The sequence below is a fragment of the Streptomyces sp. NBC_01244 genome (assembly GCF_035987325.1).
GTDB lineage: Bacteria > Actinomycetota > Actinomycetes > Streptomycetales > Streptomycetaceae > Streptomyces.
The window spans coordinates 4,356,482-4,381,604 of the sequence record NZ_CP108488.1; the positions used below are offsets into that span (position 1 = coordinate 4,356,482).

Genomic DNA, 25,123 nt, shown 5'->3' on the forward strand with positions numbered 1-25,123 from the left:
GCTCCTCGGATCGGGCGGGCGAGCGGGGTTCAGATGGAGTAGCGGCGCTCCGCGAGCCGGTACAGGGGCCGCCAGAACAGCCGGTTGAGGCCGACGACGTACAGGCTCATGACGGCGATCCCGGCGATCAGCTTGGGGAAGTCCCCGGCCTCGGTGGCGTGGAAGATGTAGGCGCCCAGCCCGGTCGCGGACAGGGTCGTACCGGCGAAGGTGACGACCTCTCCGACGATGGAGGCGTTCCAGGCGCCGCCCGAGGCGGTGATGCCTCCGGTGACGTACGAGGGGAACACGGCCGGGACGATCAGGCGCTTCCAACGCTGGAGCCCGCGGACGCCGAGGTCGTCCATGGCCTCTTTGAGGTCGGACGGGATGGCCATGGCTCCGGCGATGGCGTTGAAGAGGATGTACCACTGTGCGCCCAGGGCCATCAGCAGGATGCAGCCGATGTTGATGTTCAGCCCGGTCTTGAGGAAGAACCAGACGGCCACCGGGAAGAGCAGGTTCGCGGGGAAGCTCGCCAGGACCTGCACGACGGGCTGGGCGATCTTCGTGAGCCGGGGCGAGGAGCCGATCCACACGCCCACGGGCACCCATACGACGGTGGCTGCGGCGACGAGCACGATCACCCGGACGAAGGTGATCAGCCCGAGCAGCAGCGGTTCCCCGAAGACCCCGAGGCCGGTCTCGCGCTGGAGGTAGCGCACGAGGTCGTACAGGCCCCACAGGATGACGGCTCCGGCGACGACGGTGAAGACGATGTCGCCGGTCCGGCGGCGGGCCGGATCCACGGACAGTGCCATGTCGTCGCGGCCCAGTACGCGGGCGGCCCGGCCGGTGGCGTCGCGGACGGGGGCGGTGGCGCGGCCGAGCAGGCGGGGCCAGTGGGAGCGGCGCAGGAAGTCCAGTACGTAGCTGCGCTGGACGTCGGTGGACTCCGACTGCTCGTTCTTGTACTTCTCCGCCCAGGCGGTGAGGGGCCGCCAGAAGAAGAAGTTGACGGTGACGATGGTGACGGTCATCGCGAGGATGACCCAGCCGACCTTCCCGAGGTCCCCCTCGCCGATCGCGGTGCCCGCGTACGAGCCGAGGCCGGGGACGGCGTACTCCTGCCCGGAGACGGAGACCGCCTCGGAGGCCACGAGCATGAACCAGCCGCCGGCGAAGCTCATCATGCCGTTCCACACCAGGTCGATGACCCCGGCGGGGACCTCCACGCGCCAGAAGCGCATCCAGCGGGTGAAGCCGAACGAGCGGGAGACCTCGTCGAGTTCGCGGGGCAGCGAGGTCAGGGTGGCGTAGAACCCGAAGGTCATGTTCCAAGCCTGCGAGGTGAAGATGGCGAAGATGACGGCGCATTCGAGGCCGAGGAGCGAGCCGGGGAAGAGCGCGACGAAGAAGGTGACGAGGACGGAGAGGAAGCCGAGGACGGGGACGGACTGGAGGATGTCCAGGGCCGGGATCAGCACCCGTTCCAGGCGGCGGCTGCGGGCGGCGGCGTAGGCGTAGCCGAAGGTGAAGACCACGGAGGCGATCAGCGCGATGAACATGCGCAGGACGCTGCGGGCGGCGTAGTACGGGAGCTTCGCGGGGTCCGTGTCCACGTCGGGGACGTCGGCGGGGTCGAAGTTGACGGTGGTGCCCTTGCCGACCTGGAGGATCGCGTACCCGAGCACGAGGAAGGCGGCGGCCACGGCGAAGTCCACCCAGGACAGGCGGGTGCGCGTGGGGGCCGCCTGACCGGTGTGGGTCTCGGGGGGCGCGGAGGTCTTCATCCCGCCCAGCGGAACACGCCGGGCAACCGGCCACACCCCAGGTCACCCAACCGGGCGAGGTCCTCCCGGGGCGGCCGGGGACCGGCGCGGGAAGGTCAGCCACAAGGCCGCGGCCATGCCGACGACGGCGGCCAGCGAGGCCAGCGCGTAGGCGAGGGACACGCGGGTGGAGACCTCGCCGGGGAGCAGGGTCGCGCCGGTCAGGACCAGGGTGGCCACGGCCCAGCCGAGCAGTTGCAGGCGGTGCTCGTGCAGGACCAGGAGGGCCTGGCCGAGCACCATGGCGAGCATGTAGAAGAGGGTGCCGGCGGAGATCCAGAAGAACACGGCGTGGCCGAGCCCCGCCTCGGCCTTGAAGAGCACCTCGATGAGCCACGGGCCGAACAGGGTGGCCGGGACGCCCCCGGCCAGGCCGAGCGCGGTGACGACCAGGGAGGTCCGCCCGAGGAGCCGGGAGAAGCCGGCGCGGTCGCCGGCGGCCGCCGCGGTGGACAGCCCGGAGAGCAGCGAGGCCTGGAGCGAGCCGAAGACGAAGAGCGGTACCCGGGCCAGCACGATCGCGTTCAGCAGACCCGCGACGAGCGCGCCGTCCTCGGGCGCGAGGAGCTTGGTGCTGACCACGGCGGCGTTGACGACGACCTGGGACAGCAGGGTGGAGACGACGAGCGGGCCGAGGCCGCCGAGCAGCCCCGGCCACCGGTCGAACGGCCCCCGGCCGAGCCCCCGGAAGACGGGTACCGAGGTGGCCAGGGCGGCGGCGAGCGGCGCGACGGTGAGGATCAGGGCGAAGGCCAGCGGGGAGCGGACCCCGGCGAGGGCGAAGCCCACGGCGAGGCCGATGCGCAGGACGCCGTCGATGCCCAGCTGCCGGCCGAACGGGCCGAACCGGCCGAGGCCGGCCAGGACCCCCCGGCAGATGTTGCCGATGCCCATCGCGGCGAAGGCCAGGCCGAGCGCGCCGACCATCTCGGTGTGCCCGTTGAAGAACGTGTCGGCGAGGAGCGGGGTCGCCCAGGCCAGCCCGGCCGCCAGCAGGACGAGCATGCCGAGGGTGAGCCCGGCGATCTGGCGCAGGACGCCGGAGACGCCCGTACCGGCGACGCGGTGCGCGGCGACGATCCGGGTGAGCTCCTGCTCCACGGGGAAGAAGAGGCCGATGCCCACGGACATGAGGATCGTCCAGAGCACCGAGAGGGCGGCCATGCCGTCGGTGTCGAGGCTGTGGCCCGCCGCCATCAGGTGGATGTACGAGGCCGCGCCGAGCACGACCGTGCCGCTGATCACCAGCAGGGTGCCGGGGGGCAGGGTGCTCGCGATCCTCCCCAGCGGCGACCGCTTCACGGACACGGCCGCGTCCGGAGCGCTCGCGGCCGCGTCCGGAACACCCACGGCCGCGTCCGCAGCGCTCACCGCCGCGTCCGCAGCGCTCACCGCCGCGTCCGGACCGTTCACGACTGCCGGGCGGCCTTCGCCTTGAGCGGCTCCCACCAGGCGCGGTTCTCGCGGTACCAGTCGATCGTCGAGGCCAGGCCCTCTTCGAAGCCGACCTGCGGCGCGTAGCCGAGCTCCTCGCTGATCTTGGTGATGTCGAGGGAGTAGCGCAGGTCGTGGCCCTTGCGGTCCTCCACCGGCTCGACCATGTCCCAGTCGGCGCCGGCGGCGTCCAGCAGCAGGCCGGTGAGCTCCTTGTTGGTGAGCTCGACGCCGCCGCCGATGTTGTAGACGTGCCCGGCGCGGCCCTTGTGCAGCGCCAGCTCGATGCCGCGGCAGTGGTCCGCGACGTGCAGCCAGTCACGGATGTTGCCGCCGGTGCCGTAGAGCGGGACCTTCTTGCCGTCGATCAGGTTCGTGGTGAAGAGCGGGACGACCTTCTCGGGGAACTGGTACGGCCCGTAGTTGTTGGAGCAGCGCGTCACCACGACGTCCATGCCGTGGGTGCGGTGGTAGGCCAGCGCCAGCAGGTCGGAGCCCGCCTTGGACGCGGAGTAGGGGGAGTTCGGCGCGAGCGGCCACTCCTCGGTCCAGGAGCCCTCGCTGATCGAGCCGTACACCTCGTCGGTGGAGACGTGGACGAAGCGGCCGACGCCGTGTTTGCGGGCGGCGTCCAGCAGCACCTGCGTGCCCACGACGTTGGTCATCACGAAGGGGCCCGCTCCCGCGATGGAACGGTCCACGTGGGACTCCGCGGCGAAGTGCACCACCGCGTCGTGGCCGGCCATGACCTGGTCGACGGCGTCGGCGTCACAGATGTCACCGCGGACGAAGGCGTAACCGGGGTGGCCCGCCACGGGCGCGAGGTTCTCCTCGACGCCCGAATAGGTCAGCTTGTCGAAGACCGTGATCGTGGCGGCAGGGTCTGCCGAGAGGAGGGAGCGTACGAACTGCGAGCCTATGAAACCGGCGCCACCGGTCACGAGAATGCGCATAGTGCGGTCACTGTACTGGGCCCATCCGGGTGCGGTGGTCCCCGCGTTGACGGGTGCCGGAGCCGGCTCCGCCGCGCCACGGACTGTTCATGGAGCCGTCCCGTTCCCGTCCCGTTCCGGCCCCTCGCCGAGACGCCCTGGTCGGGCATCCTGCCCGATTACGAGGAATGCCCGGCCCACCGTCGGTCACTGAGCGACGGCCACCGGACACCTCGCGTCCCGTCCCCTGCGAAGGACCCGGTGCACCCCCGATGACCACTCTCGACATCATGCTTCCCTACTACGGCGACGTGGCCCTGATGCAGGCCGCGGTACGGAGCGTGCTGGCGCAGACCGACCCCGACTGGCGGCTCACGGTGGTGGACGACGGCACGGAGCCGTCCGTTCCCGGCTGGTTCGCGGAGCTCGACGACCCGCGCGTCTCCTACCGGCGCAACGAGCGGAACCTCGGTGTCACCGGCAATTACCGCAAGTGCCTGGGGCTGGTCCGCGAGGCGCACTTCGTGCTGATGGGCACCGACGACATCATGCTGCCCGCGTACGTGGCCACCATCCGGGCCGCGCTCGCGAAGCACCCCGGCATCGGCATGATCCAGCCCGGTGTCGAGGTCATCGACGGGGCGGGCAAGCCCACCGAGGGACTCGTCGACCAGTCCAAGCGCCGCCTCTACAAGCCCGCGTTCAAGGGCGAGGTGCTGATGGGCGGCGAGGCGCTCGCCACGAGTCTGCTGCGCGGGAACTGGCTGTTCTTCCCCTCCATCTGCTGGCGCACCGAGGCCGTCCGCACGGCGGGTTTCCGGGACGGCCTGGAGGTCACCCAGGACCTCGCCCTGGTCATCGACGTGCTCCAGGCGGGCGAGCAGATGCTCCTGTCGGACGCCCTGTGCTTCCAGTACCGCCGGCACGCCGTCAGCATCTCCTCCCGGCAGGCCTTCACGGGCGTCCGCTTCGAAGAGGCGAACCGCTTCTTCATGGACGTCGCCGACCGGCTGGACGGCACGGGCTGGACGAAGGCCGCCAAGGCCTCCCGGCTTCACCTGTCCTCCCGGATCCACGCCCTGACGATGCTCCCCGGCGCGCTGAAGAACAAGCAGGCCGAGGGCGCCCGCACCCTGCTGCGGCACGTCGCCGGCGCCGACCACCGCTGACGGGACACCCCCGGCAGCCACCGCTGCCGGCGCACCCCCGCAGCCACCGCTGACGGCACACCCCCCACAGCCCCCACTCCCTCCCCACCGTCCGGAGCCAACGCCATGTCCCTCACCAGCCAGACCCTGCCCCGTGTGGCCGTCCTCGGAGCCACCGGCTTCATCGGCCGGGCCCTGTGCGCCACGCTCGACGAGCGCGGCCACGGCCTGCTCGCCGTCGCCCGCAAGCAGCCGACCGTCACGCCGCCGGGCGCGTTCGTCGCCTTCGACCTCACCCTCGACCCGCCGGCCGAGCTCGCCGCGATCCTCGCGGCACACCGGATCGACGCCATCGTCAACGCGGCAGGCGGCAACTGGGGCCTGACCGAGGAACAGATGGTCCCGGCCAACCTCGGCATGGTCGAACGCCTGCTGGAAACCCTCGAGGGCATGGCGAAGCCGCCGCGGCTGGTGCACATCGGATCCGTGCACGAGTACGGCCTCTTCCCGATCGACACGAGCATCACCGAGGACTCCCCCGCACACCCCTCGACGTTCTACGGGGAGCTCAAGCTCCGGGCCACCGAGCTGATCACCGAGGCCGTCCGCGACCGAGGCCTGGACGCCCTCGTGCTGCGCCTGGGCAACGTCGTGGGAGCGGGCCAGCCCGCGCACAGCCTCCTCGGCGTGATGGCGGCCAAGCTGGCCGAGGGCCGGGCCGCCGGCGGTGCGGAGCTGTCTCTGATGCCCCTCACCGCCCGGCGCGAGTTCCTCCACCTCCTCGACGCGGTGGAGGCGGTGACCGCCGCCCTCGCCCCGGCGCGCACCTGCCCGCCGGTCCTCAACCTCGGACTCGGCCGGGCCACGTCCGCCCGCGAGGTGGTCGAGCTCCTGATCGAGGAGAGCCACGTACCGACGCGGATCGTGGAGGTGCCCGCCCCGGACGGAACCGGCCCGGAGACCGAGTGGCACCGGTTCGACATGTCCGCCACCGAGCGGGCGCTGGACTGGAAGCCGAGCCGGAGCCTGCGCGACGCCGTCGCCGAGCTGTGGGCCGCGGTCTGCCCGGTCGGCGTCTGACCGGGACCGCCGGTCCTCGCAGGACCACCGCCGGGCCCCCGGCGAACCCCCGGCGAACCCCTCCAAGGAAGTCTGACTCCCCTATGTCTCGCAGCGCACCCGTCCTGCCCGGCCGGCGCGGAACCCTCGGTGAGCTGTACTCGCCGCGGGCCAACAGCTTCGGCGTACTGCGCCTGGTCCTCGCCTCGTCGGTCGTGGTCTCACACCTGTGGCCGATCGGATGGGGCCCCCTGGACCCGATGTGGAAGTACACCGGGGCGCAGACCGACGTCGGCAAGATGGCCGTCATCGGCTTCTTCGTCCTGTCGGGGTTCATGATCACGGGCAGTGGCGCCCGCAGCACCTCCGGCCGCTACGCCTGGCACCGCGCCCTGCGCATCCTGCCCGGCCTGTGGGGCTCGCTCCTCGTCTCCGCGCTGGTCGTCCTCCCCCTGCTGTACTTCCACCTGCACGGCTCGACGGACGGGTACTGGAACCACCCCGAGGGCCCGGTCAGTTACCTCCGGGGCATGTGGAACACCTCGGTCAGCACCCACTGGGACATCTCCGGCGTGCTGAGCGAGGGAAAGGCCCGCGGGACCAACTTCGACCCCGGCGTCAACGGCGCCCTGTGGTCCCTCAAGTACGAGATCTTCTGCTACGTGATGGTCGGCGTGCTGGCCGCCTCCGGCGCGCTCCGGCGGGCCCGCAGGCTCGTCCCGCTGTCGGCGGCCGCACTGGGCCTGCTGATCCTGCGGGACTGGGTCACCGCCCCCTCACCGCGCGGCGTCCCCGGTGACATGACGGCCGCCGTGCAGGTGCCGCTCCTGGGCTCCATGTCGGTGCACTTCCTCGTCCACCTGTGCTTCGTGTTCCTGATCGGCGCCACGTTCCAGCTGTACCGCGACCGGGTGCCGGTCCACGACGGCCTGGCGCTGGTCTGCGCCGCGGTGCTCGGCGGCACGCTGGTCTACGGCGGGGTCTTCGTCTTCGGCTACCCCGCGTTCGCGTACCTGCTGCTGTGGCTCGCGATCCGGCTGCCGCGGCCGTTCCAGGGGATCGGGCGCAAGCGGGACTACTCGTACGGGATCTACATCTACGGCTTCACGGTGGAACAGGCGCTGGCCCTGCTGGGCTACGCGCAGTACGGCAAGCCCGTCTTCCTGCTGCTGGCCATGGCCGGCACGGTGCTGCTGGCGGCGCTGTCCTGGCACCTGGTCGAGTCGCCCGCCATGAAGCTGAAGGACTGGACGCCGTGGTTCGTCCGCAGGCTCCGGCAGCGCGGGACCCCCGCGGCGGCGCCACGGCCGCGGTCTGCCGCCGTGGACGAACCGGAGCCGGCCCCGGCGGCCACCACCGGCTGACGCGGTCACAGCAGCAGAACGGCGCGGGCCGGGCCCGCGCCGTTCCCGGTGTCAGGAGTGGCCGAGGTCCGGGGCCAGGGGGTCCGTGGTGAGGACCGAGCCGGAGTCGGAGGACGGGCGGAGGTGGAACTCGTCCGAGGCCATCGAGTCCAGGACGGGCGGCGCGGGTCGCGGCGGCTTCGGCATGACCGCGGCCTCCGAGTGGCCGCCGCAGCCGTAGGACAGGGAGACCAGCCGGCCGTCCGCCGGTCCGAACTCGTTCGCGCAGATGCCGAAGGCCTGGCCCAGCGAGCCGCCGATGGCGACGAGGAAGCCACAGGAGACGCAGGAGGCGGGAGCCGCCTGCGCCATCGGGGTCTTCGCGCCGAAGGACTCGTCCCAGCGGTCGGCCGCGCTGTGCAGCCCGTAGCGGGAGAGGACGCGCGCACGGCGCATGCCCAGTTCTTCGGCCACCGAGGTGATGGAGCCGCGTACGGGCACCACCGCGCGGTCGGTGACGTCGGCGTCCTCCGCCTCGACCAGTTCGGCCATCTCGGTGGACACCACCGAGTTCGGCGGCGGGGCGTCCTCGCCCGACCAGCCGGCCTCCAGCCGCAGGTCCTCCGCGTCCGTGGGGAGCAGGTCCCCCGGACCCATGTCGCCCGGCCTCAGCCGCTCGCTCCACGGCACCCACTCGGGGGCCAGCAGGGCGTCGTCGCCCGGCAGCAGCACCGTTTCGTCGAGGGTGACGTTCTTCGCGCGGGACGCACGGGTCACCGTCACGGCCCAGCGCCAGCCGCGGTACCCGGGGTCCTTGCACTCGAAGAAGTGCGTGACGACCCTGTCGCCCTCCGAGATGGCAGCGGTGTGCTCGCCCACCACTCCGGGGTAGGCGGCCTCTTCGGCCGCCGCCCGGGCGAGGGCTACCGCCTCGACGCACAGGCGGTCGGGGGTACGGCTTCGCGTCGTCGCAGCACTCACAGGTCTCGTTCTCTCCTACGCCGTCTCACGAGTGCGCCGTCCGTACTTGTCGTCCACAACGACCCGTCGGCTGTCCCTACGTAGCGCGGGCGGAGCGGACCAGGGGGCCGCGTCGACGTCCGCGCCCGATCGGGTTCCAGGGCGCACCTACCTGCGATCCATTCTGCGGGATCGCGAAGAGGCGCGCGGCCAGGAGCAACCGCCGGTGGCGCGCTACGCACGCTACCTCCTCCGGCGCCTTCGGCCCACATGCAAGGTCCGATTCGCGGACACCCACGGCCGAGGCGGGGCGCGGCCGGGTCCCCGCGACGCGCCGGGAGGGGTCCCGGGGGGCCGAGTGGGGCACTATGGCCACGTGGCACCCGTACGGTCGTCCGATGACGGCTCGGGACCGGCCAGGCGGGCCGGCCGGGCCGTCGGGCGTGCCCTGCACCTGCCGTTCACCGGTACGGCGCGCGGGATCCGGCGGGCCACGCACGCGCACGGGGCGGGTGAATCTGGCCTCGGCAAACTGATCGAGCTGCACGCGATCAACGGCGCCGGTGATGTGATGATCACAGTCGCGCTCGCCTCCACCGTCTTCTTCTCTGTCCCGACGGACGAGGCACGCGGCCGAGTGGCCCTGTACCTCGCCATCACGATGGCCCCCTTCACCCTGCTGGCCCCGGTGATCGGCCCCCTGCTGGACCGGCTGCCGCACGGACGGCGGGCCGCGATGGCCGGCGCGATGCTCACCCGGGCCCTGCTGGCCGTGATGATGTCGGGCGCGGTGGCCACGGGCGGCCTGGAGCTGTACCCGGCCGCCCTCGGGGTGCTCGTCGCCTCCAAGGCCTACGGGGTGGTGCGCAGCGCCGTGGTCCCCCGGCTCCTCCCACCGGGGTTCTCCCTGGTCAAGGCGAACTCCCGGGTCACCCTGGCCGGCCTGCTGGCCACCGGCGCCGCCGCGCCCGTGGGCGCCGCCCTGCACACGATCGGCCCGCCGTGGCCGCTCTACGGGGCGTGCGCGATCTTCATCTGGGGCACCTTCGCGGCGTTCACGCTGCCGCACAAGGTCGACGAGGCCAAGGGCGAACGCCGGGCCCGGCTCTCCACCCACGAGGCGCACTCGAAGCGGCCCGGACTGCGGACGGTCAGCCGGCCGGTGCTGTGCGGGCTGCTGGCGAACGCGTCGATGCGCGGCCTGTCCGGGTTCCTGATCTTCTTCCTGGCGTTCCTGCTGCGCGAGCATCCGCTCGCCGGGCAGAGCGCGGCGGTGTCGCTGGGCATCGTCGGCATCTCGGCGGGCGTCGGCAACGCCTGCGGGACCGCCGTCGGAGCCTGGCTCCGGGCCCGGGCGCCCGAGGCGATCATCGCCGCCGTCCTGTCCCTGACCCTCGCGGTGGCCGTCCTCGCGGCGGTCTTCTTCAGCGGGGTGTTCATGGCCGTCCTGGGCGCGACGGCCGGCTTCTGCCAGGCCCTCGCGAAGCTCTCGCTGGACGCGATGATCCAGCGCGACGTGCCCGAGGCCGTCCGCACGTCGGCCTTCGCCCGTTCGGAGACCCTGCTCCAGGTGGCCTGGGTCCTGGGCGGCTCGATCGGCATCGCCCTCCCCCTGAACGGCGTCCTGGGCATGTCCGTCGCCGCGGTGGTGGTCGCCCTCGGCACGACGATGGCCCTGCGCGGCTTCCTCACGTCCCCGCGGCACCAGCACCCCACCTCGTCGCGGCCGCGGGTGGCTTAGCCGGGGGCGCTCGCGCCACGGCGCCGCACCACAGGACCCCGTGCAGCAAGGCACGCCACCCGCCCGATAGCCTTCGGCTCATGACCGCACCGCTTTTCTCGGGTAGGGCCCGCCGCAGCGTCGCGGCCCTCGGAGCCGTTTCCGCCGGCCTCCTCCTCCTCTCCGCCTGTGACAAGCCGACGCCGCTGGCGACCGTGACGGTCGGCACCTCGTCGGTGTCCACCGAAGCCGCCTGCAGCGACAGCAAGGAACTCACGGGCGAGAAGGTCCAGGAGTGCTTCGCCGACGTGAAGCACGCCAAGAACATCGACTACGGCCGCGGCGACACGCTGCGCCTGGGTGTCGAGCCGGACGTCGTCGAGGACGGCAAGAAGTGGCAGGCGGTCCTCGACGGGCAGCCGATCACCGAGCCCTCCTCCAACACCTACCGCAGCTTCCCGGGCGCCGACCTGTTCGCCACCGGCGGCCAGGGCGATGCCCCGGCCTCCAAGAAGCTGAACATCGTCCAGGTCTCCGAGGACGGCAAGCCCCTCGCCGTCTGGGCCTTCACCGTCAAGCTCAAGTAGTCACGTACCCACCATGCGCGCGCTCATCGTGACCGCGGTGACGGCGGAGGCCGACTCCGTCGTCCGAGGCCTGTCCGGTCCGGACCACTCCCCGGGTCCCGAGCCGCGCACCCTCCCCGGCGGTTACCTCATCCACCGCCGGGGAGCCTTCGACGTGCTGGTCGCCGGAGTCGGCCCGGCCGCCGCGGCGGCCGGTACCGCGACCGCCCTGGCGCTCGCGGCCGCCCCCGACGGCTACGGCCTCGTCGTCTCCGCCGGCATCGGCGGCGGGTTCGCGCCCGCCGCCCCGATCGGCTCCCTCGTGGTCGCCGACGCGATCGTCGCCGCCGACCTGGGCGCCGACACCCCGCAGGGATTCCTCACCGTCTCGGAACTGGGCTTCGGCCGCAGCGTGCACCTGCCTCCCGCAGAGCTCGCCGCGCTCGCCGCCGAGGCGACCGGGGCGCTGATCGCGCCCGTCCTGACCGTCTCCACCGTCACCGGCACCGCCGCCCGTACGACCGCCCTCGCCGCCCGGCACCCGCTCGCCGGGGCCGAGGCCATGGAGGGCTTCGGGGTCGCCGAGGCCGCCGCCGCCCACGGGCTGCCCGTACTGGAAGTCCGTGCCGTCTCCAACGCCGTGGGCCCCCGGGACCGCGACGCCTGGCGGATCGGCGAGGCGCTGAGCGCGCTGGCCGACGGCTTCCGGGCACTGGGCCCCGTACTCGCTTCCTGGGGAGGACCTCCATGACCGGAACAGACGCCACGGCACCCGTACGGATCGCGTACTCGCCCTGCCCGAACGACACCTTCGTCTTCGACGCCTGGGCCCACGGCCGGGTCCCCGGCGCGCCCGACCTCGACGTCACCTTCGCCGACATCGACATCACCAACGGCATGGCCGAGCGCGGCGAGCTCGACGTGCTCAAGGTCTCCTACGCCGTCCTGCCGTGGGTCCTGGAGGAGTACGCGCTCCTCCCCTGCGGCGGCGCCCTGGGCCGCGGCTGCGGCCCCCTGGTCCTGACCCGGGAGCCGGGCCTGGACCTGACCGGCAAGACGGTCGCGGTCCCGAGCGAACGCTCCACCGCCTACCTGCTGTTCCGCCTGTGGGCAGCCGACGTGCTGCCGGAAGGGGTCGGCAAGGTGGCCGTGCTCCCCTTCCACGAGATCATGCCCGCCGTGCGCGACGGCCGCGTGGACGCCGGACTGGTCATCCACGAGGCCCGGTTCACCTACCGGGACTACGGCCTGCACTGCCTGGCCGACATGGGCGAGCACTGGGAGTCCACGACCGGACTGCCGATCCCGCTCGGCGCGATCATCGCCAAGCGCTCCCTGGGCGCGGACGCGCTGCGCGCCCTCGCCGAGTCGGCCCGTACGTCGGTCCGGATGGCCTGGGCGGACCCGGAGGCGTCCCGGCCCTACGTACGGGCGCACGCACAGGAGCTGGACCCGGCCGTCGCCGACCAGCACATCGGGCTGTACGTCAACGAGTTCACCGCCGACCTCGGCGAAGCCGGCTACGCGGCCGTCCGCGGGCTGCTGACCCGGGCCGCCGCGGAGGGTCTGGTTCCGGCCATCGCCGCCGACGCCCTGGCCTTCCCGTAGACCTTCCCCCAGGCGTGACCGTGCCCCGCGGCCCTGGCGGGCGGCGGGGCACGGTCGTACGAGGTACTCAGACGTCGAGCTGGTCGGCCACCGCCCGCAGCATGCCGGCGATCTTGCCGCCCTGCGCCTTGTCGGGGTAACGGCCCCGCTCCAGCGACTGCGTGACGTTCTCCAGCACGGTCGTGAGGTCCTGCACGATGGAGGCCAGCTCGTCCGGCTTGCGCCGCTGCGCGGCCGCGACGGAGGGTGCCGGATCCAAGACGATCACCGAAAGTGCCTGGTCACCGCGCTGCCCCGCAACAACACCAAACTCGACGCGCTGGCCGGGCTTGAGCGCGTCCAGCCCGTCGGGGAGCACCGACGAGTGGACGAAGACGTCGCCGCCGTCGTCGCGGGAGAGAAAGCCGAAGCCCTTCTCACTGTTGAACCATTTGACCTTGCCGGTAGGCAAAGCGAGCACCCCATTCCGCCAGTCAGCCAAACCACTGTTCCCGCAGGTCAGGCTATCCAGCGCTTGCTCTTGCCTGCCATTGCCCGAAGCCTCTCCGTCTATCTACCCCTCGTCAAGCCGCTCCACCCATACCGGCCAGCGGCACTGGCCGGTATCGATCGGGCTCCTTCTCCCGCTGATCCAGACGGTCGCGGAGCGTCGCGGGCAACTCGTCCGTGCGCGGCGGAGCCGATGCGGCCAGGGAACTACCCTGGCCGAGTGACTGCTACTCCTCAGCCCGAGACCCCTCAGCCCGAGCAGGGCGCCGACGACACCGCCCGCCCCGGCGACGCGCTCGTCAAGGCCGGCGGCATCGTCTTCATCGCCGGCGCCGTGGCCACGCTCGCCACGATGGCCCCGCTCTTCCTCGACATGGACCCGTTCCCGTCGTACGCGTGGGCCGTGTGCATGCTCATGGGCGTCGGCTTCGCGATCTCCGCGGCGGGCGTACTGCGCTCGGCCGCCGCGCAGCGCACGGCGGCCCGCGCCTCGCAGGCGTAGGGGTCCGCGGTCACGCGGTCCGCGTGCGCTCGTACTCCGCGAGCCAGGCCGGCAGCTCCGTGAGGTCGCTCAGGACCACGTCCGCACCCGCCGCGCGCAGTTCCGGCTCCGGGCACGGGCCCGTCGGGACCGTCACCGACACCGCGCCGGCCGTGCGGGCACCGCGGACGTCGCCGACGTGGTCGCCGACGTAGACCTGGGCCGCGTACTCGCGCAGGGCGACCGCCTTGGCCTCCGCCCACAGCGAGCCGATGACCGCGTCGGGCTTGATGCCCAGGTGGTCCAGGTGCAGGCGGGCGTTGGGCTCGTGCTTGGCGGTGACGACGATCGCACGGCCACCGAGGGCCCGGACCGCTTCGACCGCCTCGCGGGCGCCGGGCATCGCCGGGGTCGGCTCGATGGCGTGTGTGGGATAGATCTCCCGGTAGCGGTCGGCCACGGCGGGGATCTCCGCCTCCGGGAACCAGTACGCGAGCTCCTGGTCCAGCGGCGGGCCGAGGCGGGAAATGGTCTGCTCGGTGTCGATGAACGTACCCGTCTCGGCCGAAAGCGCCTCAAAGGCCGCCTTGATGCCCGGCCGGGAGTCGATGAGGGTCATGTCGAGGTCGAATCCGACGGTCAGCTGCGTCTCGGGGCTCATGCCCTCCATTGTGCCGAGCCGGGCACCGCGGCCGGGAACGCGGACTGTGTCCCGCCTGACCGGGCGGTGAAATGTGGCGACATCTCGGCCCACGCCACCGCCCCGACGGATCCGCTGCGCGGGGCGGAGTCCCCGCGGCACCCCTCGCCGCTGCGCGGGGCGAAGTCCCCTACCCACCCTTCCACCGTTCCCAGGGCCCGGCCCTGACCCGGTCCTCAAACGCCGGACGGGCTGAAAGCGGGGTCCCGGGCTGCGCCCGGACCCCCTGGGGCTCCGCCCCAGACCCCGGTCCTCAAACGCCGGACGGCTGAAATACCCGGTCGGAGGCTCGCGGCCCGGGGCGGGGACGGGGGCGGGGTGGGGTGTTGGCCGGGACGTAAAGCGTGATGTGTGGCGCAGGTACACCCCACACCCTGTCGAAGCTGCGCCCAGGGCGCCTAAATCATGCAGTCCAGGCCGACACCCCACCCCGCCCCCGGCACCGACCCCCCACCCGCAGCCAGACCGACGCCGGCCACAACCCAGCCCCGCCGGCGTTTGAGGCGCAGGCGACGGCGCCGCACCCGGCGACCGACCCCGGAGGGGATCAGCGGCGGCGGGAGCGCCAGAGAAGGTAGACCGCGGAGGAGACCGCCGCGGCCCGCGCCAGCCAGGGCAGCAGGTCCTGGAAGGTGCCACTCAGGGCCTCGTCGGCCAAGGGCGCACCCCACCGGCCGTTCAGACGGCCCCACAACCACCCCACGGCCCCCGCGAAGACCACCCCGGGCAGCCCGAAGACCACCCACTTCCGCTCCGCGGACCCCAGCACGCGCGAGGCGTACGCGAGCAGCCAGCCCGCGGCGAGCAGCAGCCAGTAGCCGGAGACGGCCCCCGCGATCAGCGCCACCGCCGCAAGCATCAGGAAGGCGTACGGCTTCCGCTTCGGCGCGGCCGCCACCGGAGCGGCGGTGGCGGCCGCGGCTTCCGCCTTCGCGCGGCGCCGCCGCTCGCGCAGGTGGCCCATGAGCGTGCTCCGCCCGCCCTCCGGGGCGGCTCCGGCGGGATCTGCGGGATCGGCGGCCGCCGGAACCGGGCCCTTCAGGAGTTCCGGGATCTCGATCCCGCCCGCGAAGCCCTCCACCGTCGATCCCGGACCGACCGTCCACCAGTCGGGCTCCAGCTTCTCGCCCGGACCCAGTTCGTCGAGCCCCGCGAGGTGCGGCGGCGCGGCCCCCCGCTGCACCGGCACCGAGGGAGCGGAGGGAGCGGAGGGGGCCGAAGGCGGGGCTGAAGCCCAGGGAGCCGCGTCCGCCGCGCCCGCCCCCGGCAGCGTGTCCAGGACCTCCTCCGGCGTGCCGATCCGTTCCAGGATGCGCCGTACCGCTGCCGGCGTCTCCGGTTCGTACTTGGCCCGCCGCCGGTCGATCTCGTCCCGCAGCCCCGCCACCAGCCGCATCCGGTCCCCGGACGACAGGTGCCTGCGCTGTGCCAAGTCCCCGACCCGGCTCAGATATTCGTAGACCAGATGGTCGCTCTCGATCCCCACGCCCCGGCTCCTCCCGTGCCACCTCCAGCGAAGGTAGCGCGTGCGCCCGTGGAGCGGCCGGGGGCGCAGCGGATACCGTTGACCGGATGGGGACCGGCCGACTGACCGGCCGACGCGACCAGGAGGCGACGACCGTGCCTGACCCGAGCACCGCGGGAAGCGCTCCGCGCTCCCTCGCCGAAGCGCTGCGCGCCCGTGACGACGACGGCCTCGGCGCCCTGTTGCGCGCCCGGCCGGACCTGCTGAGCCCGGTCCCCGGAGACGTGACGCAGCTCGCCACGCGGGCCGGGACGCGGGCTTCGGTGGTGCGCGCGCTGGACCACCTGGACCGGTTCGCCCTGCAGGCCGCGGAGGCCCTCGCGGTGGGCCCGGAGCCCTGCCCGTACGCGGTACTGGAGTCCCTGCTCAGCGGTGACACCGGCACCACCTCCGGCGAGGACAACGGGGCCCGCGCCGAACTCCCCCGGGCCCTGGCGACCCTGCGCGAGCAGGCCCTCGTATGGGGCGACGACGAGCGGCTGCGCCTGGTGCGCACCGCCCGCGAGCTGCTCGCCCCCTCCGCTTCGCGGCCCTCCCCCACCGGGCTCGGCCCGACCGTCGCCGAGGCCACCGCGGGCATGTCGCCGACCCGGATCCAGGAGATCGTGGCGGCCGTCGGGCTGCCCGCGACGCACGACCCGGTGTCGGCGGTGACCGCGCTGACGGGCCTGTTCACCGACCCGGAGCGGATGTCCGCGCTGCTCGACGAGGCTCCGGCGGAGGCCCATCAGGTGCTGGGCCGGCTCGTGTGGGGGCCGCCCTACGGGGAAGTGACGCCCCATCCGACGCCTCCGGTGCGCTGGCTGCGCGACCGGGGTCTGCTGCTGCCGGCCACGGCGCGCACGGTGCTGCTGCCGCGCGAGGTGGCGCTGTACCTGCGCGGCGGGCTCGCGCACCGGGCGACGGAGCCGCTGGCCCCGGCCGTTCCCGCGCACCGCGAGCACCGTCCACAGCTTGTGGACGCGAACGCGGCGGGCCAGGCACTGGCCGCGCTGTCGACGGTCGAGGAGCTGGTGAAGTCCTGGGAGCACGCCGGTCCGGCCGTGCTCCGGGCGGGCGGGCTCTCCGTACGCGACCTGAAGCGGGCGGCGGCCACCCTGGACACCGACGAGCCGTCGGCGGCGTTCTGGATCGAGCTGTCCTACGCGGCGGGCCTGTTGGCCAGCGACGGCGAGGCCGACGAGCGGTACGCCCCGACCCCCGCCTTCGACGTCTGGCTGGAACTCCCGCCCGCCGAGCGCTGGTCGGTGCTGGCGGCGGCCTGGCTGACCGCCACCCGGACCCCGGGCCTGGTCGGCGAACAGGACGCGAAGGGCCGCACCCTGTCGGCGCTCGGCGCGGAACTGGACCGCTCCGCCGCCCCGGAGGTGCGCCGCCGCATCCTGAGCCTCCTCGCCGACCTCCCCGAGGGCGGCTCCCCGGACCCGGCCGTGGTCCTCGCCCGCCTGACGTGGGAACGGCCGGTGCGCGGTACGAGCGAACTGCGCGCCCGCCTCGCACGCTGGACCCTGACCGAGGCGGAGGTCCTCGGAGTCACCGGCCGGGGAGCGCTCGCCGCGCCCGGCCGGGCTCTGCTGGAGGGGCGCGACCCGGCGCCGCTGCTCGCGCCGCTGCTGCCCGAGCCCGTGGACCACGTACTGCTCCAGGCCGACCTGACGGCGGTGGCCCCCGGGCCGCTGCGGCGGGCGCTCGCCGAGGTGCTGGCCGTGCTGGCGGAGGTGGAGTCCAAGGGCGGGGCCACCGTGTACCGCTTCACGCCCGGGTCGGTGCGCCGCGCCCTGGACGCCGGTCACACCGCCGTCGACCTGCAGTCCTTCCTCACCGAGCACAGCCGGACCCCGGTGCCGCAGCCGCTGTCGTACCTCATCGACGACGTGGCCCGGCGGCACGGACACCTCCGGGTCGGCGCGGCCTCCTCGTACGTGCGCTGCGACGACGACGGCATGCTGAACGAGATCCTCGCCGACAAGCGGTCCGCCGGCCTCGGGCTGCGCCGCCTCGCCCCGACCGTCCTGGCCGCGCAGGCCCAACCGACCGCACTGCTCGACGGGTTGCGGGCCATGGGGTACGCCCCGGCCGCGGAATCCCGTACGGGAGACGTCCTGGTCTCCCGCGCCGACGCCCACCGCACCCCGGCCCGCGCCCTGCCCGTACCGGTCCCCGACGGGCCGCCGGTCCCGGACAGGACGCTGCTGGGGGCGGCCGTACGGGCGATCCGCGCGGGCGACCTGGCGGCGACGGCGGTCCGCAAGGAGCCGGCCCCCTCCGGCGCCCCGGGTGTCCCCGGCGAACTCCCGCGCACGAGCGCGGCGGAGACCCTGGCGACCGTGCAGGCGGCGGCGCTCACCGGGTCGGCGGTGTGGATCGGCTACGTCAACGCCGACGGCGCCGCGAGCCAGCGGGTCATCGCCCCGGTACGGGTGGAGGGCGGCTTCGTCACCGGCTACGACCACACGGCGGACGAGGTACGGACCTTCGCGCTGCACCGGATCACGGGGGTCGCCGAACTGGCGGAGGACCAGGTCTAGCCTGGGACGCCCGGGGGCGCCGAGGGCGCCCGGAGGGAAATCCCCTGGCCCGGTCGGGGTGTTGGCCCGCACCCTGGAGCCATGTCCGACGCAACCCCCACTGGCACCACCGGCCCCGTCAGCCCCGCCGACCAGGTACCCCGTCATCAGATCCGCGCCTCGCACACCGCCGACACCCTCACCGTGTACCAGGCGTACCACCCCCGGATCGGGGTGCCGGCCGTCCGTGAGGGCCGCTTCCCGCCCGCCTGGAAGCGGGAGCGGATGACCTGGGTCAAGCCCTCGTTCCTGTGGATGATGTACCGCTGCGGCTGGGCCACCAAGGCCGACCAGGAGACGGTCCTGGCCGTCGAGATCACCCGAGCGGGCTTCGACCGCGCGCTGCGCGAGGCCTGCCTGTCGCACTACGTCCCCGGAGTGCACGCCGACCGCGAGGACTGGAGCCGGGCCCTGCGCACTTCCCCGGCCCGCGTCCAGTGGGACCCGGAGCGGGACCCGCACCTGAACCCGCTGCCGTACCGCTCGCTGCAACTGGGCCTGTCCGGGCCCGCATCGCGGGCCTACGCCGACGAGTGGACGGTCTCCATCCGCGATGTCACCCCGCTGGCGCGGGAGGTCCACGGCCTGCTCCGCGCGGGCGAGGAGGAGGCGGCGCGGGCCCTGCTGCCGGTGGAGACGCCCTATCCGGCGGGGCCGCTGGAGCACCTGGGCGCGTAGCAGGAAACAGGCTGCGAGAGCCGTTTTTCCTGTTGCACGGCGGTGACATTCCGGCGACGGATTGGGGATGCGACCTGTGTGAGGATCAGCTCATCGCAGGAGCGACCGGGGGGAAGCAACCGGACCGCCGGCGAGAACCAAGCACCATCGGACCGGCCCTCAGTAGCCGGCCACCTCGCGCGGCCTCTCTTTCTCTGCCTCACCTCTGCCCTACCTCTGCGCGGCCTCTGCACTGCCTCCGCACTGCACTGCCTCCGCACTGCCTCTCGGCCTCTCGGCCTCTCGGCCTCTCGGCCTCTCGGCCTCTCGGCCGCCACTGCCATGTGTTCTTGACGATTCCTGGGGGGAATCCGCCATGTCCGCTCGCTCCGCCGTCTTCCGCTCCGCCGCCCTCCGCACCGCCACCCTGCGCTCCGCCGCCCTGCGCACGGGCTCGGCCGCCGTGGTTGCCGCCGCCGTCGCCGGCACCTTCCTGACGCCGCTGTCGGCCTCCGCCGACGAGGGCAACCCGAAGGCGCTGAAGACCGCCATGAGCGCGCCGGTCCCGAGCGGACCGCTGACCCGGGGCGGGGCGACGGAGACCTTCGACCTGACGGTGACGAACACGACGGACAAGTCCTCCTCCTACCACCCGTGGATGCTCCTCGACCCCACCGGCGCCAGCCCGCTCCAGAAGGCCGACGTGATCTACAAGGTCGAACCGGTGAGCGCCCCGGCGACCTCCTTCTCGATCGGGCAGCAGGACAACGGATGGCAGGGCATGTTCTACCCGGCGGGCACGAACTCCGCGCAGGGCTTCGAGATCCCGGCCGGCGGCAAGCTGGTCTGGAAGGTCACCATCGGCCTCGGCAAGAGCTACCCGACCGTCAACGGCGACTTCACCCTGCGGGCGGCGAGCGTCCAGAACGAGATCGCGGACGGCGGCATGGGCTCCCTCACCTTCAAGACCAGCCCGGCGGGCAAGCCCGGTGTGCTGGAGACCTCGTTCGGCAAGGCGGCCCCCTGCGCGGACGGCGGGTCCCCCGACTGCCGGGAGATGGACCTGCGCTACCGGGTCACCGGTGACGGCGCCTTCTCCTCCGGGCTCGGCACCTGGATCGAGGTGGCCATGGCCGATCTGGCCGCAGCCGACCTCCGGGCCAGCGTGAAGGTCGACGGCACCTGGAAGGACCTGAAGGGCGAGACCGGCAACTTCAACCTGCCGGTCATCGCCCAGGGCTTCGGCGCCGCCTCCGGCGACCACGTCGTGCGCCTGCGGCTGGGGCTCGGCCCGAAGGCACAGCTCAAGAAGCTCACCCCGGCCAAGGTGACCGCCTCCGTCGGCCTGGCCGAGGGCAACACCTACCCCTTCCAGTCCGCCGAGGGGCAGTTCGAGCTCGGCCCGAAGACCACCACCCCGCCCACCACCCCCGCGCCCACCACCCCGGCGCCGACGAAGCCCGCGCCCACCACCCCGGCCCCGACCGGCTCCGCGACCACCGCTCCCGCGGCCACGACGACCCCGGGCACGGGGAACACCCCCGCGCCGACCGGCTCCCTCGCGCACACCGGCTCGGACTCCGACACCGCCCTGTACTCCGGCCTGGCCGCCGTCCTCATCGGCCTCGGCGGCGCTGCCGCCTGGTTCGCCCACCGCCGGCGCACCGTCCGCGGATAGTCACCCCGTACGACCACCACCCCGAAGGGGCCCGGCCCGTGCACCGCACGGGCCGGGCCCCTTCGGGCGCGCTCACCTCGCCGCGTAGGCGATGCGCTCCGCGTCGAACGGCCAGACCTCGGCGAGCCAGCGCATGACGGTCTCGTACACCGTCTTGTCGAGCGCGGCCCGGTCGGCGCACACCCAGGAACTGATGTGCACGCGCCCCGGGTCCGCCTTCGCGGGGTAGATGTAGAGGCACCCGATGACCTCGCCCTCCCCCTCCTGCTCCCCCTCCAGCACGCTGTAGGTGAAGCCCCGCCGCTCGGCGAAGTCCCGTGCGTGGCGCACCAGGTCGGCGAGGTTGGCCTCGGGGGTCATGCCCTCCGGCGGAGGCCAGTCCCCCAGGAATCCGGGCGTCGCCCGCACGTGCGCGATGCTCCCGCTCCAGGCGGCGAGGTCGCCCTCGTTGTGCTCGGGCCCGAGGGGCTCCAGCCGGAAGCCCTCCCCGACGAGCCGGACGGGCACCTCGAACACCTCGGCCGGCGGTACGAAGCTCTGCTGATCGCTACTCATGCGGCGACCCTACGCAGACGTTCCCGCAGCGCCCACGGGATATCGGGCCGCCGCCAGCCGGAGCAACTCGTCGACGGACCACTGGTCGTAGACGTGCTCCCCGTACTTGGCGGCCAGCACCCCGCCGTCCGGCCCGATCAGCAGGTCGGCGGGCAGCCCGAGCCGTCCGTTCGGCTGCCGCGGGGCGGGAAGCCGCTCCCGGCCGCGCACCACCTCGGCGGCCGACCGGGCGATCGCCCACAGCACCGGCCCCCAGGCGCGCGGGTCCAGCAGGGAGCGCGGGGAGGACTCGACGCCGAACTCCCGGTACAGCCGCTGCCGTGGGTCGGCGATCACGGCGAAGGGGAAGTCGGCGACATGCGGGCGGAGTTCCTCCGCGGAGGAGTGGAAGAGCACGACCTCGCGGATCCCGGCGGCCTCGATCTCCGCGTGGCGCCGGACGACGGACCGCAGGTGGAGGTGGCAGACGGGACAGCCGGCGAAGCGCCGGAACTGGAGATGGACGAGCCGCTCCGGGTCGGGGACGGAGACAGAGGCGGAGACAGAGGCGGAGGCGGAGGCGGACGCGGAGGCGGCCCCTGCCGCGAGGTGCGTGACGGACGTGACGGACGTGAGCAGGCGTGCGGGTACCACGGAACCGGGTTCGAGCATGGGAAACCCTCCCTCGACAGGCGTAAGCGTATGCCGTACGCCTACCTCTCCAGCGTAGGCGTATGTCGTACGCTGTCAACCGTCATGCCGCGCCCCCGCTCGCACACCCCGGACCAACTGGCCGCCGCCGCCCTCGCCGTCATCGACCGCGACGGGCTCCCCGGCCTCTCCATGCGCGCCGTCGCCACCGAGCTCGGCATCAGCCCCATGGCTCTGTACCGCTACGTCCCGAGCCGCGAGGAACTCGAAGCGCTCGTCGTCGAGCTCGTCCTCAGCGGCGTCGACACCACCCCGCCGCCCCCGGGCCCCTGGCACGGCCGGATCACGGTCCTGGCCCGCCGCCTGCGCGACACCATGACCGCCCACCCGGCCACCCTGCCGCTCACCCTGACCCACCGGCACCGCTCGCCGGGCGGGCTGCGCTGGTCGGAAACGGTGCTCGGAGTCCTCACCGAGGCCGGCATCGAGGCCGAGGAGCGGGTCCTCGCGCTGCGTGCCCTCATCGCCTACGTGATCGGCGCCACACAGCTGGAACACCTCGGGCCGCTGTCCGGCCCCGGAACCACCGCCATCGCCGGTCTCCCCCCGCAGGAGTTCCCGTACATGACGGCCACCGCCCGCGACGCCCGCTCGGTCACCCCGGACCGGGAGTTCGAGGGCGGCCTGAAGCTGCTCCTGCGCGGCCTGGCATGATCCGCCGGTGACCACCGCAGCCACCGCTCCCACCGCTCCCGCTCCTGCCGCCGCTCCCGCCCGGTACGTCCTGTTCGATGTCGACGGCACCCTCGTCGACGCCGTCGCCAACCAGCGCCGGGTCTGGGCGGCCTGGGCCGCCCGCCACGGACTGGACCCGGACGCGGTGTACGCCGTGGCCCTGCGGACCCGCCCGATGGAAACCTTCGCGGCCGTCGCCCCGGACCGGGACCCGCACGCGTGCCTGGCCGCGCTGCACGAGCTGGAGGACGAGGACGTCCGCTCCGGCACCTACTCCGCCTTCGACGGCGCGGCCGAGCTGCTGACCGCCCTGCCCCCGGGGAGCTGGGGACTGGTCACCTCCAACTACGCGCACCGGGTGCGCGGCCGCTTCGCCCGCACCGGCCTGCCCGTCCCCGAGGTCCTCGTGGACGCCGCCTCGGTGACGGAGGGCAAGCCCTCCCCGGTCCCGTACCTGCTGGGCGCCGAGCGCCTCGGCGCGGCCCCGCCGGACTGTCTCGTCATCGAGGACGCCCCCTCGGGCGTCCGGTCGGGACTCCTGGCCGGCATGACGGTCTGGTCCGTCAACGTCCCCACCCCGCCCCCGGGCACCCACCGCCACTTCGCGACGCTCCGCGAGGCGGCCCCCGCCGTCCTCGCCTTCGTCACCGGCGGAGCCTGACCGCGAGCGGAGCCCCGGCAACCGCGCCGCACCGCGCCGCACCGCACCGCACCGCACCGCACCGACGGGACCCCGCACGGCCCAGAACCGCCCGGCCCGCGGAGCGATACGGCAGACTGGAGGTTTGGCCGCCCGCGTCCGGGCGGTCCTCCCCCGCAGGAAAGGACGCGCGTGAACGGGCCCCTGATCGTCCAGAGCGACAAGACGCTCCTCCTCGAGATCGACCACGAGCTCTCCGCGGCCGCACGGCGCGCCATCGCGCCCTTCGCCGAGCTGGAGCGTGCTCCCGAGCACATCCACACCTACCGGATCACGCCGCTCGGGCTGTGGAACGCGCGGGCCGCCGGGCACGACGCCGAGCAGGTCGTGGACGCGCTCGTGGAGTTCTCGCGCTACCCCGTCCCGCACGCGCTGCTCGTCGACGTCGCCGAGACCATGGCCCGGTACGGCCGGCTCACCCTCTCCAAGCACCCCGTCCACGGGCTGGTGCTGACCAGCACCGACCGGCCGGTACTGGAGGAGATCCTGCGGTCGAAGCGGGTCGCCCCGCTGGTCGGCGCGCGCCTCGACGCCGACACCGTCGCCGTGCACCCCTCGGAGCGCGGGCAGATCAAGCAGACCCTGCTCAAGCTGGGCTGGCCGGCCGAGGACCTCGCCGGGTACGTGGACGGCGAAGCACACCCGATCGAGCTCGACGAGACCGGCTGGGCACTGCGTCCCTACCAGCAGCAGGCCGTCGAGGGCTTCTGGCACGGCGGCTCCGGCGTGGTCGTGCTGCCCTGCGGCGCCGGCAAGACGCTGGTCGGCGCCGGTGCGATGGCGAAGGCCAAGGCGACCACGCTGATCCTGGTCACGAACACCGTCTCCGCCCGCCAGTGGAAGCACGAGCTGATCAAGCGGACCTCGCTGACCGAGGAGGAGATCGGCGAGTACTCCGGTACGCGCAAGGAGATCCGGCCCGTCACGATCGCCACGTACCAGGTCCTGACGACCAAGCGGAAGGGCATCTACCCGCACCTGGAGCTCTTCGACTCCCGGGACTGGGGCCTGATCCTCTACGACGAGGTGCACCTGCTGCCGGCTCCGGTGTTCAAGTTCACCGCGGACCTGCAGGCACGGCGGCGGCTCGGACTGACGGCGACGCTGGTGCGCGAGGACGGCCGCGAGTCGGACGTGTTCTCGCTGATCGGGCCCAAGCGGTTCGACGCCCCGTGGAAGGAGATCGAGGCGCAGGGCTACATCGCGCCGGCCGACTGCGTCGAGGTCCGGGTGAACCTCACGGAGTCGGAGCGCCTCGCCTACGCGACCGCCGAGACGGAGGAGAAGTACCGCTTCTGCGCGACCACCGCCACCAAGCGGAAGGTCACCGAAGCGCTGGTGCGCAAGCACGCGGGCGAGCAGACGCTGGTCATCGGGCAGTACATCGACCAGCTCGACGAGCTCGGTGAGCACCTCGACGCGCCCGTCATCAAGGGCGAGACCTCCAACGCGCAGCGCGAGAAGCTCTTCAACGCCTTCCGTGAGGGCGAGATCAGCGTGCTGGTCGTCTCCAAGGTCGCGAACTTCTCCATCGACCTGCCCGAGGCCACGGTCGCCATCCAGGTGTCCGGCACCTTCGGCTCCCGCCAGGAGGAGGCCCAGCGGCTCGGCCGGGTGCTGCGCCCGAAGGCGGACGGCCACGAGGCGCGCTTCTACTCGGTCGTCGCGCGCGACACCATCGACCAGGACTTCGCCGCGCACCGCCAGCGCTTCCTGGCCGAACAGGGCTATGCCTACCGGATCATGGACGCCGACGAGCTGCTGGCCGGGGACTGACGGACGGGGCCGCCGAGCCCTACGTCGGCCGGATGACGCGCCAGGAGCC

23 protein-coding genes are annotated in these 25,123 nt (G+C 73.2%); 14 read left to right on the plus strand and 9 right to left on the minus strand.

Features of this window, described 5'->3' with window-relative positions; genetic code table 11:
- Positions 1 to 29 precede the first annotated feature (29 nt).
- Genes OG247_RS19405 through rfbB form a run of 3 tightly spaced genes read right to left on the minus strand, consistent with a single transcriptional unit; the run spans position 30 to position 4,198 of the window.
- Positions 30 to 1,772 (minus strand): ABC transporter permease, encoded by a 1,743-nt coding sequence (locus OG247_RS19405; protein WP_327253445.1) that lies wholly within the window; start codon positions 1,770 to 1,772, stop codon positions 30 to 32.
- A 42-nt stretch (positions 1,773 to 1,814) separates the two neighbouring features.
- The gene (locus OG247_RS19410; RefSeq protein ID WP_327253446.1) at positions 1,815 to 3,203 is read right to left on the minus strand and encodes a lipopolysaccharide biosynthesis protein; all 1,389 of its coding nucleotides are present in this window, start codon (positions 3,201 to 3,203) and stop codon (positions 1,815 to 1,817) included.
- A 17-nt stretch (positions 3,204 to 3,220) separates the two neighbouring features.
- Complete coding sequence (gene rfbB, locus OG247_RS19415) at positions 3,221 to 4,198, minus strand: dTDP-glucose 4,6-dehydratase (RefSeq protein WP_327253447.1); 978 nt, start codon at positions 4,196 to 4,198, stop codon at positions 3,221 to 3,223.
- Between the two features lie 251 nt (positions 4,199 to 4,449).
- Here rfbB and OG247_RS19420 point away from each other — a divergent pair, with 251 nt between their 5' ends.
- The 3 genes from OG247_RS19420 to OG247_RS19430 all read left to right on the plus strand — a co-directional run bounded on the left by OG247_RS19420 (position 4,450) and on the right by OG247_RS19430 (position 7,748).
- Entirely contained in the window at positions 4,450 to 5,346 is an 897-nt protein-coding gene (locus OG247_RS19420; protein ID WP_327253448.1) for a glycosyltransferase family 2 protein, read from the plus strand.
- Between the two features lie 105 nt (positions 5,347 to 5,451).
- Positions 5,452 to 6,405, plus strand: coding sequence for an NAD-dependent epimerase/dehydratase family protein (locus OG247_RS19425; RefSeq protein ID WP_327253449.1), 954 nt, complete (start codon positions 5,452 to 5,454; stop codon positions 6,403 to 6,405).
- 83 nt (positions 6,406 to 6,488) lie between these two features.
- A complete protein-coding gene (locus OG247_RS19430) occupies positions 6,489 to 7,748 on the plus strand; it encodes an acyltransferase family protein (protein WP_327253450.1) in 1,260 nt (419 codons plus the stop codon).
- Between the two features lie 51 nt (positions 7,749 to 7,799).
- Here the strand turns inward: OG247_RS19430 and OG247_RS19435 are convergent, their stop codons facing one another.
- On the minus strand, positions 7,800 to 8,708 hold the full coding sequence (locus tag OG247_RS19435) for a DUF3027 domain-containing protein (RefSeq protein WP_327253451.1): 909 nt from the start codon (positions 8,706 to 8,708) through the stop codon (positions 7,800 to 7,802).
- A 337-nt stretch (positions 8,709 to 9,045) separates the two neighbouring features.
- Between OG247_RS19435 and OG247_RS19440 the strand changes: the two genes are divergently transcribed.
- The 4 genes from OG247_RS19440 (at position 9,046) to OG247_RS19455 (ending at position 12,581) form a co-directional block, all read left to right on the plus strand.
- Positions 9,046 to 10,428: an MFS transporter gene (locus OG247_RS19440; RefSeq protein ID WP_442813343.1), complete on the plus strand. Its 1,383-nt coding sequence runs from the start codon at positions 9,046 to 9,048 to the stop codon at positions 10,426 to 10,428.
- Between the two features lie 80 nt (positions 10,429 to 10,508).
- Positions 10,509 to 10,994: a DUF2771 domain-containing protein gene (locus tag OG247_RS19445; RefSeq protein WP_327253453.1), complete on the plus strand. Its 486-nt coding sequence runs from the start codon at positions 10,509 to 10,511 to the stop codon at positions 10,992 to 10,994.
- Positions 10,995 to 11,007: 13 nt separating this feature from the next.
- Positions 11,008 to 11,724, plus strand: coding sequence for a futalosine hydrolase (locus OG247_RS19450; protein WP_327253454.1), 717 nt, complete (start codon positions 11,008 to 11,010; stop codon positions 11,722 to 11,724).
- Positions 11,721 to 12,581 (plus strand): 1,4-dihydroxy-6-naphthoate synthase, encoded by an 861-nt coding sequence (locus tag OG247_RS19455; RefSeq protein ID WP_327253455.1) that lies wholly within the window; start codon positions 11,721 to 11,723, stop codon positions 12,579 to 12,581. Before OG247_RS19450 ends, OG247_RS19455 begins: the two co-directional genes overlap by 4 nt.
- A gap of 67 nt (positions 12,582 to 12,648) precedes the next feature.
- Here OG247_RS19455 and OG247_RS19460 read toward each other — a convergent pair whose 3' ends face one another.
- Entirely contained in the window at positions 12,649 to 13,032 is a 384-nt protein-coding gene (locus tag OG247_RS19460; RefSeq protein WP_327253456.1) for a cold-shock protein, read from the minus strand.
- A 258-nt stretch (positions 13,033 to 13,290) separates the two neighbouring features.
- On the opposite strand from OG247_RS19460, the gene OG247_RS19465 reads away from it, so the two are divergent.
- Positions 13,291 to 13,572, plus strand: coding sequence for a hypothetical protein (locus OG247_RS19465; protein WP_327253457.1), 282 nt, complete (start codon positions 13,291 to 13,293; stop codon positions 13,570 to 13,572).
- Positions 13,573 to 13,582: 10 nt separating this feature from the next.
- Here the strand turns inward: OG247_RS19465 and OG247_RS19470 are convergent, their stop codons facing one another.
- Positions 13,583 to 14,212, minus strand: coding sequence for an HAD family hydrolase (locus OG247_RS19470; RefSeq protein ID WP_327253458.1), 630 nt, complete (start codon positions 14,210 to 14,212; stop codon positions 13,583 to 13,585).
- Between the two features lie 586 nt (positions 14,213 to 14,798).
- Positions 14,799 to 15,737 carry a hypothetical protein gene (locus tag OG247_RS19475; protein WP_327253459.1) on the minus strand — a complete coding sequence of 313 codons (939 nt, stop codon included), beginning with the start codon at positions 15,735 to 15,737 and terminating at the stop codon, positions 14,799 to 14,801.
- Between the two features lie 86 nt (positions 15,738 to 15,823).
- Here OG247_RS19475 and OG247_RS19480 point away from each other — a divergent pair, with 86 nt between their 5' ends.
- From OG247_RS19480 to OG247_RS19490, 3 genes are all read left to right on the plus strand, one after another.
- Complete coding sequence (locus OG247_RS19480) at positions 15,824 to 18,304, plus strand: helicase C-terminal domain-containing protein (RefSeq protein ID WP_327253460.1); 2,481 nt, start codon at positions 15,824 to 15,826, stop codon at positions 18,302 to 18,304.
- Positions 18,305 to 18,385: 81 nt separating this feature from the next.
- Positions 18,386 to 19,021 carry a DUF4291 domain-containing protein gene (locus tag OG247_RS19485; protein ID WP_327253461.1) on the plus strand — a complete coding sequence of 212 codons (636 nt, stop codon included), beginning with the start codon at positions 18,386 to 18,388 and terminating at the stop codon, positions 19,019 to 19,021.
- A 355-nt stretch (positions 19,022 to 19,376) separates the two neighbouring features.
- Positions 19,377 to 20,678 (plus strand): hypothetical protein, encoded by a 1,302-nt coding sequence (locus OG247_RS19490; protein WP_327253462.1) that lies wholly within the window; start codon positions 19,377 to 19,379, stop codon positions 20,676 to 20,678.
- A 72-nt stretch (positions 20,679 to 20,750) separates the two neighbouring features.
- Here the strand turns inward: OG247_RS19490 and OG247_RS19495 are convergent, their stop codons facing one another.
- Together OG247_RS19495 and OG247_RS19500 are read right to left on the minus strand one after the other, a co-directional pair.
- Positions 20,751 to 21,233, minus strand: a complete 483-nt coding sequence (locus OG247_RS19495) for an N-acetyltransferase (protein ID WP_327253463.1) — start codon at positions 21,231 to 21,233, stop codon at positions 20,751 to 20,753.
- Between the two features lie 9 nt (positions 21,234 to 21,242).
- Positions 21,243 to 21,884, minus strand: a complete 642-nt coding sequence (locus OG247_RS19500; protein ID WP_327253464.1) for a peroxiredoxin-like family protein — start codon at positions 21,882 to 21,884, stop codon at positions 21,243 to 21,245.
- An 84-nt stretch (positions 21,885 to 21,968) separates the two neighbouring features.
- Here OG247_RS19500 and OG247_RS19505 point away from each other — a divergent pair, with 84 nt between their 5' ends.
- The 3 genes from OG247_RS19505 (at position 21,969) to OG247_RS19515 (ending at position 25,074) form a co-directional block, all read left to right on the plus strand.
- Complete coding sequence (locus OG247_RS19505; protein ID WP_327253465.1) at positions 21,969 to 22,577, plus strand: TetR/AcrR family transcriptional regulator; 609 nt, start codon at positions 21,969 to 21,971, stop codon at positions 22,575 to 22,577.
- A 7-nt stretch (positions 22,578 to 22,584) separates the two neighbouring features.
- Positions 22,585 to 23,259, plus strand: a complete 675-nt coding sequence (locus OG247_RS19510; RefSeq protein ID WP_327253466.1) for an HAD family hydrolase — start codon at positions 22,585 to 22,587, stop codon at positions 23,257 to 23,259.
- A gap of 171 nt (positions 23,260 to 23,430) precedes the next feature.
- Positions 23,431 to 25,074, plus strand: coding sequence for a DNA repair helicase XPB (locus tag OG247_RS19515; RefSeq protein ID WP_327253467.1), 1,644 nt, complete (start codon positions 23,431 to 23,433; stop codon positions 25,072 to 25,074).
- Positions 25,075 to 25,123 lie beyond the last annotated feature (49 nt).